General features: G+C 38.6%; 11 protein-coding genes. 3 read left to right on the top strand and 8 right to left on the bottom strand.

From position 1 onward, the window contains the following. Window positions 1-34: 34 nt before the first annotated feature. The gene (locus tag EAE91_RS20510) at window positions 35-1336 is read right to left on the bottom strand and encodes a TRAP transporter large permease (RefSeq protein WP_214090110.1); all 1302 of its coding nucleotides are present in this window, start codon (window positions 1334-1336) and stop codon (window positions 35-37) included. Between the two features lie 27 nt (window positions 1337-1363). Next, entirely contained in the window at window positions 1364-1870 is a 507-nt protein-coding gene (locus EAE91_RS20505; protein WP_214090109.1) for a TRAP transporter small permease, read from the bottom strand. 296 nt (window positions 1871-2166) lie between these two features. Here EAE91_RS20505 and EAE91_RS20500 point away from each other — a divergent pair, with 296 nt between their 5' ends. The 3 genes from EAE91_RS20500 (at window position 2167) to uxuA (ending at window position 5233) form a co-directional block, all read left to right on the top strand. Next, on the top strand, window positions 2167-3147 hold the full coding sequence (locus EAE91_RS20500) for a TRAP transporter substrate-binding protein (RefSeq protein ID WP_214090108.1): 981 nt from the start codon (window positions 2167-2169) through the stop codon (window positions 3145-3147). Window positions 3148-3264: 117 nt separating this feature from the next. Continuing rightward, window positions 3265-4008: an FCD domain-containing protein gene (locus tag EAE91_RS20495; RefSeq protein ID WP_214090107.1), complete on the top strand. Its 744-nt coding sequence runs from the start codon at window positions 3265-3267 to the stop codon at window positions 4006-4008. A gap of 37 nt (window positions 4009-4045) precedes the next feature. Continuing rightward, entirely contained in the window at window positions 4046-5233 is a 1188-nt protein-coding gene (gene uxuA, locus EAE91_RS20490) for a mannonate dehydratase (protein WP_214090106.1), read from the top strand. A 186-nt stretch (window positions 5234-5419) separates the two neighbouring features. On the opposite strand, the gene EAE91_RS20485 is transcribed toward uxuA, so the two are convergent. The 6 genes from EAE91_RS20485 to EAE91_RS20460 all read right to left on the bottom strand — a co-directional run bounded on the left by EAE91_RS20485 (window position 5420) and on the right by EAE91_RS20460 (window position 14591). Next, entirely contained in the window at window positions 5420-5599 is a 180-nt protein-coding gene (locus EAE91_RS20485) for a hypothetical protein (protein WP_214090105.1), read from the bottom strand. Next, window positions 5596-7095 carry an anti-phage dCTP deaminase gene (locus tag EAE91_RS20480; protein WP_214090104.1) on the bottom strand — a complete coding sequence of 500 codons (1500 nt, stop codon included), beginning with the start codon at window positions 7093-7095 and terminating at the stop codon, window positions 5596-5598. The genes EAE91_RS20485 and EAE91_RS20480 overlap by 4 nt, the downstream gene beginning before the upstream one ends. Window positions 7096-7583: 488 nt before the next feature. After that, window positions 7584-9173 carry a serine hydrolase domain-containing protein gene (locus EAE91_RS20475; protein WP_214090103.1) on the bottom strand — a complete coding sequence of 530 codons (1590 nt, stop codon included), beginning with the start codon at window positions 9171-9173 and terminating at the stop codon, window positions 7584-7586. Between the two features lie 144 nt (window positions 9174-9317). Beyond that, a complete protein-coding gene (locus EAE91_RS20470) occupies window positions 9318-10913 on the bottom strand; it encodes a serine hydrolase domain-containing protein (protein WP_214090102.1) in 1596 nt (531 codons plus the stop codon). A gap of 183 nt (window positions 10914-11096) precedes the next feature. Next, the gene (locus tag EAE91_RS20465) at window positions 11097-12692 is read right to left on the bottom strand and encodes a serine hydrolase domain-containing protein (RefSeq protein ID WP_214090101.1); all 1596 of its coding nucleotides are present in this window, start codon (window positions 12690-12692) and stop codon (window positions 11097-11099) included. Between the two features lie 306 nt (window positions 12693-12998). After that, window positions 12999-14591 carry a serine hydrolase domain-containing protein gene (locus tag EAE91_RS20460; RefSeq protein WP_214090100.1) on the bottom strand — a complete coding sequence of 531 codons (1593 nt, stop codon included), beginning with the start codon at window positions 14589-14591 and terminating at the stop codon, window positions 12999-13001. Window positions 14592-14689 lie beyond the last annotated feature (98 nt).

The raw sequence follows: 14689 nt of genomic DNA, 5'->3' as shown, positions 1-14689 counted from the left end.
AGTTCCTTTCTAATGGCGCAGATTACTTAAATGCTTAGTAATTCAGTAACATTTGAGGCAACCACAAGCTCAGTTGCGGTATAAAGGTCACCAACATCAACGCGATAACCAAAGCGCAATACATGGGCACTAAAGGTTTCAATACCTTATTAATGCTAACCTCACCGATAGAACAACCCACAAACAGCGCACTCCCTACCGGCGGTGTACAAATACCAATAGCCAGGTTGAAGGTCATAATGATACCGAAATGTACCGGATCAACGCCCATATTCTGCGCTACTGGCAGGAAAATCGGCGTAAAAATCAGAATCGCCGGTGTCATATCCATAAAAGTTCCGACCAGCAACAGAATGATATTAATGACCAGCAGAATAACCAGTGGGTTTTCAGAAACCGCCATTAGCGCATCAGCGATCAAATAGGGCAGATCCGCATTCGCCATTGCCCAAGACATTCCCATTGATGCACCAACCAGCAACAAAACAATGGAAGTGGTTACCGCAGAATCGAGAATGATTTTTGGTAGCTTGGCGATACTGACTTCACGATAAATCAATACTGCCAATACAAAGCTGTATAGCACAGCAATCGCCGAGGCTTCTGTGGCGGTAAAAATACCGGCAATAATCCCCCCCATAATGACCACAACCAGCATCAGAGAAGGTAATGCGCGAACCAATGTGGTAAAAAACTCGTTCCATGTCGGCTTCGGAGATACCGGATAACCTCGGCGTTTGGCAATAATTGCCGCCACAACCATCAAGGATACGCCCATCAAAATGCCGGGAATATAACCCGCCAAAAACAGTGCGGCAATTGATGTACCACCAGAAACCAGTGAGTAAACAATCAAAGTGTTACTTGGCGGGATCAACAAACCGGCAGGGCAGGAAGCAATGTTTACCGCGGCGGAGTATTCCGGCTCGTAACCCTCTTTTTTCTGCATTGGTGCCATCGTTCCGCCGACCGCCGCAGCCGATGCCACCGCTGAACCTGAAATCGCGCCGAAAAACATATTCGCCATAATATTGACGTGCACCAGAGAGCCGGGCAAACGGCCGCCCATAACTTTTGCCAGATTAATCAGGCGGGCAGCGATTCCTCCCTGATTCATAATATTTCCCGCCAGAATAAAGAATGGAATAGCCAGTAAAGAGAAATTATCAACACCTACTGCCATACGTTGCGCAACCACGGTAATCGCCGCCTCCAGTGGCAAAGTCATCATAATTGCCAGTAATGATGACAAGCCAATCGCAAAGGATACCGGTATACCCAGTACCAACAACACGGCAAAACTACCGAACAACGCTAAAACCACTTGCCAATCCATAAGCCCATCCTCTTCTGCCTGGTGACTTTATTGATTTTCAGAAATAACCGCGTCTTTACCTGAAAAATTCTGAATAAGCGCAACAATGTCTACCAGCACATAGCAAACCATCAGAACACCGCTAATTGGCAGACATAAATAGACATATCCCATCGGTAATCCTAGCGCAGGAGTGATCTGCCCGGTTTCAAGGGTTGAGATCACCAGCATCGATCCGCCATACACCAGCACGATCGAAGCAAATAGGGCGATCGCGGCCTGGATCACTAAACCCACACTATTTTTGCCTACTCCCTTAAGTTTCATCGTTAACAGGTCGATAGCTAAATGGCGATGTTGACCTGTGGTATATGCCGCGCCAATCATGGCAACCCACATAAACAGATAACGAGCGAGTTCATCGGTCACCGTACTTGGCGTACCAAACACATAGCGGGAAACCACCTGCCATGTGACACAAAACACCAAAAAAACGGAAAGGCTGACGGTAAAAAATGCCAAACCTTTATTGAGGCAACACACAAGGTTTTTCACGGGGCTTTGTCCTTATTGGCCTCAACGTATGCCCTATTTGATTGACCAAATAGGCAAACTGTCTGACCAAAATCAGTAAAGGAAGCTTTACGTTGCTTGGATTATAAGATCCAGGTCAAAAAAACATCCAGTGAGCGGGATCACAATCTGACTGGTTCACCAATTATGCCGATTATTTTGTGATATTGGTCAACCAAATTGCTTTTACTTTTTGACGAAATCCAAAGTGATGCTTATGGTTTGACCGTCAGTTCAGTTGTGCCCGTAACCTATTTACAACAATTGGAGAACGAACAATGAGCAATTCTAAGCGTATTTTATCTACTGTAATCGGAGCGATATTTGCCTTAGGCGCGTCACAAGTTATGGCAGTAACAACATTAAAACTCAGCCATAACCATAACCGCGATCATGCAGTACACAAGGCAATGACTCAGTTTGCTGATGAAGTTCGCCAAAAAACGAATGGTGATGTTCGTATTCGGATCTATCCAGACGCACAATTGGGTAACCAACGGGAATCGATGGAACTGATGCAAAATGGTGCCCTGGATTTAGTCAAATCCAATGCCGCAGAGCTGGAAGCTTTTTCGCCCGCTTATTCTGCTTTTAACTTACCTTATCTATTCCGAGATAAAGCCCACTACGAAAAAATTAAAAACGGCGAGATTGGCAAAGAGATTCTGGCATCCAGCAAAAACCGCGGCTTTATTGGCATAACCTACTATGAAGCCGGAGCGCGTAGCTTCTACGCCAAAAAACCGATTCGCACGCCTGATGATTTAAAAGGCATGAAAATTCGGGTTCAACCTAGCCCAACCGCCATTTCAATGGTGAAAAATTTAGGTGGTAACCCAACTCCGCTGGCTTACGGCGAACTGTATACTGCTCTACAACAGGGTGTCGTCGATGCCGCAGAAAATAATATTCCCTCTTTTAGCCTGAGCCGTCACAGTGAAGTTGCCAGATACTTCTCACTGGATAAACATACTATGGTGCCAGACGTTCTTGTTATTTCTACTAAATCGCTAAATAAGCTGTCATCAGAACAACAAAAAATCCTCATCAATGCAGCAACCCACTCTTCGGAATATATGACCAAACTATGGGAAAAATCAGAGGAGAAAGAGCGCCAAAATGCAGAGAAAATTGGAGTCCAATTCGTCGATGTGGATCAAAAATCGTTTGAAGAAGCGGTCAAACCTATGTACGACGATATTAAGAAAAGCGATCCAATGCTTTACCGTATGGTAGAACGTATCCGCGCAGTCAGATAATCATCGGTGAAGGCCATTTGGCCTTCATCTTTAAGTGGCATTTTTGGTTGACCAATTTCTATTTTTGACTATTATCCATACAATATCATCAATAATCATGACAACAATAGTGACACCATGAAGCACTTATTTGAGCCAAAACGTCCTTATCAAGAAGTCGGCATCTCATTAAGAGAGATGATTGCCAACCAGAAATATTGTATTGGGGATCGCTTACCTCCAGAACGAGAGCTTGCTGAATTATTAAGAGTTTCCAGAACCGTTGTGCGTGAAGCATTAATTATGCTCGAACTAGAAAGCCTTATTGAAGTCCGCAAAGGTTCCGGGATCTATATTATTAACCGCCCTCACCTGTCAACTTCCTCTTCATGTTCAGTTAACGCAGCGGGACCTTTTGAGCTATTACAAGCTCGCCAATTACTGGAAAGTAATATTGCCGAATTTGCCGCCCTGCAAGTGACACCAAATAACATTGCTAATATGCGTCGAGCATTGCAAAAGGAATCCGAAGATTTAGCCTCCGGTGAAGATGAATCCGGCGACAGAGAGTTCCATCTGGCGATTGCGGAAGCAACCCATAACAGCATGTTAGTTGAACTGCTTAAACAATCTTGGGCATGGCGGGAAAATAATCCTATGTGGCAGAAATTGCATACTCGAATTACCGATAAAGATTATCGTAAAGAATGGCTGCATGACCATCAGATCATTTTATCTGCTATGATCAAGAAAGATCCGGCGGCAGCCAAACAAGCAATGTGGCAACATTTGGAGAATGTGAAATTACGTTTACTGGAATTGTCTGATGTTGACGATCCCTATTTCGACGGCTATCTCTTTAACTCGTATCCCTGTAAATAAGTTTTTATTCTGGCGTTTGTATATAAGGTAAATAACAATGGAACAAACTTGGCGTTGGTTCGGCCCAAATGATCCTGTTTCTTTAGATGATATCCGTCAGGCTGGCGCAACCGGCATCGTTACCGCATTACACCATATTCCTAACGGACATATTTGGAACAAAGACGAAATCTTGGCCCGTAAAACCCTCATCGAAAATAAAGGGCTTATCTGGTCAGTGGTTGAAAGTGTACCTGTCCATGAAGAGATTAAAACCCAGACCGGTCACTATCAGCAATGGATTAATAACTACAAAACTTCACTGAAAAATTTGGCGGAATGTGGCATCGATACCGTCTGCTATAACTTTATGCCTGTGCTAGACTGGACACGCACCGATCTTGAATACGCACTCCCTGATGGTTCTAAAGCCCTACGTTTTGATCAAATTGCCTTTGCCGCATTTGAAATCTATATACTCAAACGACCAAATGCAGAGGCTGATTACACCGTCGGAGAACAAGCTCAGGCAAAAGTCTATTACGACAACATGTCTGCGGCTGATATTAGGAAACTCACCACTAATATTATTACCGGTCTGCCGGGGGCCGAAGAGGGCTATACGTTAGCAGAATTTCAGGCGCAATTAGATCGCTACAAAGATATTACCCGCGATAAACTGCGTGAACATTTGGCTTATTTCCTGCATCAGATTATTCCCGTATGTGAAGAATACGGTTTACGTCTGGCAATTCACCCGGATGATCCGCCACGTCCTATTCTGGGCTTACCACGTATTATTTCCACCATTGAAGATATTGAATGGCTGACCACCATTGAACCAAGCCCGGCTAATGGAATTACGATGTGTACCGGCTCCTATGGCGTTCGCGGTGATAATGATTTGGTTGAGATGATTAAACGCTATGGCAACCGAATCTATTTCACTCACTTGCGCTCCACCCAACGGGAAGAAAACAGCAAAACTTTCCATGAAGCCGCTCATCTGGCAGGTGATGTGGATATGTATAATGTCGTTATGGAAATCCTGCGTGAAGAATATCGCCGTAAGAAGGCTGGAGATAACCGTTTGATACCTATGCGCCCTGATCACGGCCATCAAATAATTGATGACCTGAAAAAACAGACTAATCCCGGCTATTCCTGTATCGGCCGATTAAAAGGTCTGGCAGAAATTCGCGGTCTGGAATTAGGTTTAAGGCGAGCGTTTTTTGAAAATAAATAATGAGTTTACGTTATTCACTATATTTACTAGTAACCCTAAAAAGGGTTACTTTTTATGTTTTCCCACATCGATGTGGCTATCAAGGTGTTGAAATAAAATCTTACTCTATTATTTTAATTAGTTTTCTAACAACAGAAAATAAAAAGACCTCATCAAGTACTCTGCTTTTCAATAAGTAAAAATAAGTTATACCAATTTATTTTTAGTGACAGCCTCATGATCTCCAGGTTTTAACGCAATATTATCTCTACCGGATATATACGGGTTACGAGGAGTTCTCAATCCAACTTTTTTCCAATCTGGCCATTGCTCAACTATTTTTCTCATCTCCGCTATATAAGCCAAAAACTCTTCTTTCTCAGTCATTTTTTTAACTCCTTTATTAAGTTATCTACGTTAATTACTGATTGTGACTCTTTTTCTACATAAGATAATGGTAGCATCTGCATCCTAAGTCTGCCATCTTTTCTATACCATTTAACAGCTTTACCATTTTTATCTTTTCTTCTTACTTTATATCCTATCCCTAGATTTGTTGAGAACAAGTTAAAGAAACAGCGAGGCCCAATTCCCACGAATGGCTCAAAAATCACTTTACTATCAGAAATATCTTCTTCAGGTATTGAAATAGAATCAGGATGAAAATCAAAAGCTTTGCTTTTAGGATAAGGTTCAATATAGACAACTCGTTTTATACCACTGGCAACGATATGTTTTGCACAATTATGGCAAGGGAATGTAGTACAATACAATATCCCATTATGAGTACTAATATTACTTCTTGCACATGCCAAGATTGCCTCCATTTCAGCATGCACAACTCTTCCATATTCGGTAATATCTTTTATTTTACTTTTTAGGAGATATTCCTTAAATACTTCCTTTTGTTCATCTACAATATCTTTAAGTACATCCTCAATAATTAATCTTTTCTGTTTCGCGTTTGAATCCTCACCTACCTTATAATCTCTACCATTTTCAGCATCTTCAATTGCATCCCCTACATAATCAGGCCAATATAATCCTCCGCCGAATCGTGGTACATCATTAGCTCCAGTTGAGATTATATTCTTCTCTTTCGTTAATACAGCACCAACCTGACGGGAAAGATCCCCTGACCGTAAAGAAGCAGAAAAAGCCATAAACATTGCGTATTCATCAAAGGTTGGTGTGACATATGGATTACCAAAAATAAGATCTAATATTCTCCATATATTATTGTCGGTCCTATTTTTATTTCCATCATAATGTATAAAGAAATCTGATAACTCATAGGTATCTCTGGTATGCTGTCCCCACTTATTCCCCTCATTGGAATCACGATCGATCAACTTTTTAGCCTTTACCTCATCAATACATTTATCAACAATAAGATTTTTTAATCTTTGCGATTCGCCAGTATATACACCTATCAGGAAAAAACCATTTGCATAAATATCCCTTAACGCATTGACCTCATCCGGGTGTTTAAGAGAATTTATAATATATGCTTTTCTATAAGATGGCGTTGAAAAACAAGATCTTTTATCTCTTCCTTTATTTATTTTTGCTGCTGCGGCTAACGCCAATATAGAATTATCCTGACTAGCCTCTCTTAAGTAATTACCCTCCGACATTAAACAACTTATCCTTTCATAATTATCCTTTGTTGAGGGAATATCTCTTAATACTGAAATAATTTCAGAAGATATTCTTACCTCCTGTACATCATACCTGAACGCATTAAGTTTCTGTGTTATAGAGTCTTTAATTATTTCCAGATCCGTTCCTACAGCACCAACTAACCCAATAACGACCTCAGAATCAAAATCACAAGATATCTGATCATCCTCAGATAGATATGTTTTATTTATATTAACCATGTTAAATATTTCTGCCTATTATCATTTTACTCTATTTTAAATAGCCGTTAATTACATTTATAAAAAATGGACAATAACATTCAAACAAATATAATTTCGTAGCTAAATATAGATTTTTTATTTACTATACCCTGTACATTCTGATTTAAACTATTCCTCTAACACTAGGTTAGGAAATATGAATTAACATCACATAATTTACCCTTTTTCATAAATTTACCTCCCTTCTATTATAATAAAGACTAAATTATATATCTAATTAGAGGGAAGATTTATCCTTAACCTATCAAGGACGATGAGAATATAAACCAAAAACAATCTATGAAGCAATTAAAATATCGTAATCATGCCGAACAGGCAGAACATCGTCATAATAGTTCTGCCTGAAAATAAATAGATTAGATAGAAAATATCTTTATGATCTCAATCTAATTTTCTCATCCTTCCAGAAAAACATAGCTCTTAATTCATATTTACAACCCTATCAATTAAACCGGGACGAATTCTATCTTCCAACAACGTGCATCATTGAAATAGAGACGAGGCTCCTTCGTATCAGGGTCCAATTCAAAATCAATAATAAACTGAATACTGGGTAATAAATAACTATTCTCGTAAGCCCACTTCAAGACCTCTTTTTTTCCAGGCAAGATAACCGCATCAATATAAAGATCATGACCGGATGCTTCAATATTGACAATTGATTCTGTCTCGTGATTATAATAACGACCTGATAATCGCTGAATATTAATATCACCTTTGCCAGTCATCTTTTTCAAATAAAAAACATTATCATTTTCATCAATCTGTTCCAGTGCGATAACACGGTTATTTTCAATGATCGGCCTGAACCGAATGTCTCCACCCTTCTCTTGGAATGTTCCATCAGCGTTAAAGATAATCGGATTACCTTTCTCGAATAAATTACCTAATAAATAGCAATCTTCCTTGGTAATAATATAAGGATAGGGATCAGCCCCCTTGAACATACCGGTAATATCAATATTACTGGTTCGGCAATGCTCTGGCTCAGTCACATCAGTGTTAAATAATACATTAAGGCATTGATTAGTAAACTCAACACTATTAATACCTGTTGCAGCAGTAATCACAATACCTAATTTAGCATCAGGTAAAATACAAACCTCAGCTTTAAAACCACCATAGGCACCATCGTGCCGTATTATCTTTTGCCCTTCACGTTGGCTGATCATCAAACCGTAAGCATAATTGTTCCGATTGCCATTGGCTAAATTTGGCATACGAGATAAATGAGGCAACATATCCCGAACAATCGATGGTGAATAAAATGCTTTCATCCAGCGGCATAAATCACTCACTGTAGAACGAAGCCCCGCACTACCTATAGTTGAATCGTTGTGATCCGATCTTATCCATTGATTTGAATCTGCGTTATAGACATAACCTATCGCCCGGTCAGAGATAACCTCAGTAACATCATCATAGAAAGAGGTATTATTCATCTTTAATGGAATAAAGATATTTTCTTTCGCATATTCTCTTAACGATTTACCCGAAACCACTTTGATGATTTCTGCCAACAAATTATAACCCATATTGGTATAGCGAAAATATTCCCCAGGCATGAAATTAAGCTTTTGTTGCCGTTGAATCAATTTTCTTAATAAATCTATACTGCGGTGGTCAAAATCTGAGTTTTTACCCGCCAAGCCATAAGGGGCATATTTATCCCGTAACCCACTGGTATGATGAATAAGATGCTCAATGGTAATATCAGAGAAATGTGCCGGGAAATAATCCACATATTTTCCAACTTTATCCTTGACGTTGATCTTTCCTTCTTTTTCCAACAAAGCAATACAAAAAGCGGTGAATTGTTTTGAAACACTCGCCATATAGAATTTCGTATTTGGGGTTATGACAGCAGCATGTTCAATACTAGCCTGCCCGATATGGCGCTTATAAATGGTTTCATTTCCGTGGGTAACAGCAACCGCGAGGGCACCGCCATTTTTCTTATTTTCAATATCAATTAAATTGTCTATTTTCTTAACAAGAGACTTAATATTATCTCTAAATATCGTCAATTCCATCATTAATTTCCTTATTTAAGGTTATATAAAAATAACATATATACAGTGTGATAAGGCAGAATAATAATATGGAAATTCTGCCTAATATAATTCAATCAATTCTACCAGAAAAACACTATTCTCAACTCGTGTTCACAACACTATCAATTAAACTGGGACGAATTCTATATTCCAGCAACGACCATTACTGAGATAAAGATAAGGTTCATTCGTGTCAGAGTTTAATTCAAAATCAATAATAATCTCTGTGCTAGGAGAAAAATAACTGTTCCCATAAACCCGATGTAAGACCTCTTTTCTTTCAGAAGAAATAATGGCATCGATATAAAGCTCATCTTCAGAAGCTGCAACAGTGAGCACAGATTCTGTTTCGTGGTTATAATAATATCCTAATAGTAGCTGAATATCGGTACCACCATCATCAATCATCTTATCTAGATAAAAAACATTGCCATTTTCATTAATCTGCTCCAATGCAATAATACTGTCATTTTCAATGATAGGTCTGAACCTAATTTTCCCATCCACCTCTTGGAATGTTCCATCAGAATTAAAGATGATCGGGTTGCCTTTCTCGAATAAATTACCTAATAAATAGCAATCTTCTTTGGTAATAATATAAGGATAAGGTTGTATTCCTTTGAATATACCCGTAATATCAATATCACCAGTCCGACAAGGCTGTTTTTCTAGTTTAGTACCATTGGGATTAAACAATACGTCAACACATTGTCGAACAAGCTTAGAGACATTAGTATTCATTGCAGAAGTAACAGCAATACCTAATTCAGCATCAGGCAAAATACAAACTACTGATCTGAAGCCACCATAACCACCATCATGTCGTATTATCTTTTGCCCTTCACGTTGGCTGATCGCAAAACCGTAAGCATAATCGTTACGATTGCCATTAGTTAAATCTGGCGTACGAGATAATTGAGGCAATAGATCCTGAACAATCGATGGCGAATAAAACGCTCTCATCCAGCGACACAAATCATTCACTGTAGAATATAGCCCCGAACCTCCTACCGCCGCATCATTGAGATCTTCTCTTATCCATCGGTTCGAGTCCTCGTTATAGGAGTACCCCATTGCTCGGTCAAAAATAATCTCGGTAACATCATCATAGAAAAAGGTATCTTTCATCTTTAATGGGACGAAAATATTTTCTTCTGCATATTCTCTCAGCGACTGGCCTGAAACTACTCTGACTATTTCCGCCATTAAATTATAACCCGTGTTGCTATAGAGATAATATTCTCCAGGCGTAAAATTAAGCGCTTGTTGCCGTTGCGTCAGTTTTCGCACCAAATCAATATGACGGTGGTCAAAGGCTGAATTTTTACCTGCCAGGCTATAAAGTAAAAATTGATCACGTAATCCACTGGTATGGTGAATAAGATGCTCAATGGTAATATCAGAGAATTCTGCGGGGAAATAATCCACATATTGTCCAACTTTATCCTTAACGCAAAGCTTTCCTTCTTTCTCCAACAAAGCAATGCAAAAAGCCGTGAATTGTTTTGAAACGCTCGCCAAATAGAATTTCGTATTAGGGGTTATGGCAACTGCATGTTCAATGCTGGCTTGCCCGATATAGCGTTTATAAATGGTTTCATTTCCGTGGGTAACCGCAACCGCGAGGGCACCGCCATTTTTCTTATTTTCAATATCAATTAAATTGTCTATTTTATTAACAAGAGACTTAATGTTATCTCTAGATATCGTCAATTCCATCATTAATTTCCTTATTTAAGATTATATAAACAGAATACATAGGGTATACAATCTGATATTACGGTGTAATAAGGCAGAACACGAATATGAAAATTCTGCCTAAAATAATGATAATCCAATATAATTCAACCCATCCTACCAGAGAAACACTGTTCTCAATTCGTGTTCACAACCCTATTAATTAAATTAAACCGGGACGAATTCTATCTTCCAACAACGTCCATCGTTGAGATAGAGATAAGGCTCATTCGTATCATGATCCAATTCAAAATCAATAATAATTTCAGTACCAGGCAAGAAATAACTATTCTCGTAAATCCATCTTAAGAGCTGTTTTTTTCCAGGCAAGATAATCGCATCAATATAAAGATCATCACTGGATGCTTCAATATTGATAATCGATTCTGTTTCGTGATTATAATAGCGACCTAAGAATCGCTGAATATCGATATCACCTTTATCAATCATCTTTTTCAAATAAGAAACATTGCCACTTTCATTAATCTGTTCCAATGCGATAACGCTGTCATTTTCAATGATAGGTCTGAACAGGATTTGCCCATTTTCCTCTTGAAAGGTTCCATCAGAGTTAAAAATAATCGGATTGCCTTTTTCGAATAAATTGCCTAATAAATAACACTCTTCTTTAGTAATAATATAAGGAAAAGGATCTACTCCTTTGAAAATACCGGTAATATCAATATCACTGATTCGGCAAGGCTGTTTGCCTGGCTCAGTAATACCGGTATTAAACAATGCATCAAGACCCTGCTTGATAAATTTATCAACATCCGTACTTGTTGCGGAGGTAATAGCAATACCTAATTTGGCATCAGGCAAAATGCACACGTCCGATCTAAAGCCACCATAAAAACCACCGTGTCGCATTATCTTTTGACCTTCACGTTGGCTAATAATCAAACCGTAGGCATAATTGTTACGATCGCCATTGGTTAAATCTGGCATACGGGATAACTGAGGCAATAGCTCCTGAACAATCGACGGCGAATAAAACGCTCTAATCCAACGACACAAATCACTTACTGTAGAATAAAGCCCTGAACCACCAACCACCGCATCGTTGAGATCATTTCTTCTCCACTGGTGCAATGCCTCGTTATAAATGTAACCCATTGCCCGATCAGAGATAATCTCGGTTATGTCATCATAGAAAAAGGTATCTTTCATCTTTAATGGGGCGAAAACATTTTCTTCTGCATATTCTCTCAGCGATTTACCTGAAACCACTCTGACTATTTCCGCTAGTAAATTATAGCCCGTGTTGTTATAGAGATAATATTCTCCAGGTGTAAAATTAAGCATTTGTTGCCGTTGAGACAATTTTCTCACTAAATCAACATGACGGTGGTCAAAGTCCGAGTTTTTACCTGCCAGATTATAAAGTCCAAATTGATCCCGTAATCCACTGGTGTGATGAATAAGATGTTCAATGGTAATATCAGAGAAATGTGCCGGGAAATAATCCAAATATTGTCTAACTTTATCCTTGATACAAAGTTTTCCTTCTTTCTCCAACAAGGCTATGCAAAAAGCGGTGAATTGTTTTGAAACACTCGCCAAATAGAATTTAGTATTAGGCTTTACAGCAATAGTATGTTCAATGTTAGCCTTTCCGATCTGGCGCTGATAAATTGTTTTATTACCGTGAGTAACAGCAACAGCAAGTGCGCCCCCCTTTTTTTTATTTTCAATATTAACCAGTTCGTCTATTTTCTTGATAAAAGAGTTAATGTTATTTGCAGATATCGTTGATTCCATCATGAATTTCCTTATTTAAGGTTATAAGACAGGACATATATATTCAGCCTAATAGCAATACATACGTGAGCAGTACTGTAAGACGTAAACAGGAAATATCCAAGTGATAATGATCATCAATTAATATATGAAGAGCAATATAAAGTAACTACGGAAGCTGATGTTTGAAAAAAACAGACAGAACATAAATATAATAGTTCTGCCTGGCACAAAGTGTATCTAATAGGAAATATCTTTAAGCCCTTAATAGCATTAATTCTATCCGGCTATAACAATGCCATTATTCATTCTGATTTATCACTTTATAAATTAAACTGCAACGAATTCTACCTTCCAACAACGTGAGTTACTGATATACAAATGAGGTTTATTGGTATTAGGATCTAATTTAAAATCAATAATCAGTTCAGTACTGGGAGAGAAATAGCTATTCCCGTAAATCCGACGTAAGACTTCCTTTTTACCAATATAAACAACCCCATCGATATAAATCCCACTGCTAGAAGCGGAAACAATCATCGTTGCTTCTGTTTCACAGTTATAATAACGCCCTGATAATTTATGAATATCGATACCACCTTTATCAATCCTCTTTTCAAGATAAAAAACATTGCCATTTTCATTAATCTGTTCCAATGCGATAACACTGCCATTTTTAACGATGGGTCTGAATCGGATTTTACCCCCTTCCTCTTGGAACGTACCGTCAGAGTTAAAAGTAATCGGATTGCCTTTTTCGAATACATTACCTAATAAATAGCAATCCTCCTTGGTAATAATATAAGGATAAGGTTCTTCCCCTCGGAAAATACCGGTGATATCAATATCACTGGTTAAGCAATGCGGTTTTTCCAGTTCAATATGGGTGCTAAACAATATATCAATATTCTGTTCCACCCATGCAGAAACATTAACACCTGTTGCAGCGGTAATTGCGATACCTAATTTAGCATCCGGTAAAATATAAACGTAAGACCTAAAGCCAGCATAAGCACCACCATGTTGTATTATCTTTTGCCCTTCACGTTGACTGATAATAAAACCGTAAGCATAATTATTGCGATTACCATTAGTTAAATTTGGTGTACGAGATAATTGAGGCAGCAAATCCTGAACAATCGATGGTGAATAAAATGCTCTGATCCAACGACACAAATCATTCACGGTAGAGTAAGCCCCACCATCACCCACAGTAGAATTATTGATATCATCTCTTACCCACTGGTGTAATTTCTCGTTATAAGCATAACCCATCGCCCGATCAGAAATAATCTCGGTTATGTCATCATAGAAAAAGGTCTCTTTCATCTTTAATGGGACGAAAATATTTTCTTCCGCATATTTCCTCAACGATTTACCTGAAATTACTCTGACTATTTCCGCCAGTAAACTATAGCCCGTGTTGCTATAGAGATAATGTTCCCCAGGCGTGAAATTAAGTGCCTGTTGCCGTTGGGCCAGTTTTCTCACCAAATCAATATGGCGGTGATCAAAATCTGAATTTTTACCTGCCAGTTGATAAAGTAAAAATTTATCCCGTAACCCACTGGAATGGTGAATAAGATGCTCAATGGTAATGTTAGAGAACTCTGCGGGGAAGTAATCCAAATATTTCCCGACGCTATCCTTGACGCTAAGCTTTCCTTCTTTTTCTAATAAGGCTATGCAAAAAGCCGGGAATTGTTTTGAAACACTTGCTAAATAAAATTTAGTATTAGGTTTTACCGCTACAGCGTGTTCAATGCTAGCTTGCCCGATATGACGCTGATAAATGGTTTTATTGCCTTGGGTCACAGCAATGGCAATAGCTCCACCTCTTTTTTTATTTTCAACATTAACTAATTCGTCTATTTTCTTGAGAAACAATTTAATCTTATCTGTAGATATAGTGAACTCCATCATTAATTTCCTTATTTAATTTAAGGGTATAAAACAGAACATATATATTCAATCTAATAGCAATACATATGTAGGCAGTACTGTAAGATGTAAACAGAAAA

The sequence above is a fragment of the Photorhabdus noenieputensis genome (assembly GCF_018448935.1).
In the GTDB taxonomy this organism is placed as follows: domain Bacteria; phylum Pseudomonadota; class Gammaproteobacteria; order Enterobacterales; family Enterobacteriaceae; genus Photorhabdus; species Photorhabdus noenieputensis.
The sequence above is the reverse complement of the archived record's forward strand: the minus strand, read 5'-3'. Positions and strand labels throughout refer to the sequence as shown.

What these genes read in the sequence shown, in the direction of transcription:
- EAE91_RS20500 (WP_214090108.1), top strand. Translation starts at nt 2,167, where the DNA reads ATGAGCAATTCTAAGCGTATTTTATCTACTGTAATCGGAGCGATATTT.
- EAE91_RS20460 (WP_214090100.1), bottom strand. Translation starts at nt 14,591, where the DNA reads ATGATGGAGTTCACTATATCTACAGATAAGATTAAATTGTTTCTCAAG.
- EAE91_RS20475 (WP_214090103.1), bottom strand. Translation starts at nt 9,173, where the DNA reads ATGATGGAATTGACGATATTTAGAGATAATATTAAGTCTCTTGTTAAG.
- EAE91_RS20465 (WP_214090101.1), bottom strand. Translation starts at nt 12,692, where the DNA reads ATGATGGAATCAACGATATCTGCAAATAACATTAACTCTTTTATCAAG.
- uxuA (WP_214090106.1), top strand. Translation starts at nt 4,046, where the DNA reads ATGGAACAAACTTGGCGTTGGTTCGGCCCAAATGATCCTGTTTCTTTA.
- EAE91_RS20495 (WP_214090107.1), top strand. Translation starts at nt 3,265, where the DNA reads ATGAAGCACTTATTTGAGCCAAAACGTCCTTATCAAGAAGTCGGCATC.
- EAE91_RS20510 (WP_214090110.1), bottom strand. Translation starts at nt 1,336, where the DNA reads ATGGATTGGCAAGTGGTTTTAGCGTTGTTCGGTAGTTTTGCCGTGTTG.
- EAE91_RS20485 (WP_214090105.1), bottom strand. Translation starts at nt 5,599, where the DNA reads ATGACTGAGAAAGAAGAGTTTTTGGCTTATATAGCGGAGATGAGAAAA.
- EAE91_RS20470 (WP_214090102.1), bottom strand. Translation starts at nt 10,913, where the DNA reads ATGATGGAATTGACGATATCTAGAGATAACATTAAGTCTCTTGTTAAT.
- EAE91_RS20480 (WP_214090104.1), bottom strand. Translation starts at nt 7,095, where the DNA reads ATGGTTAATATAAATAAAACATATCTATCTGAGGATGATCAGATATCT.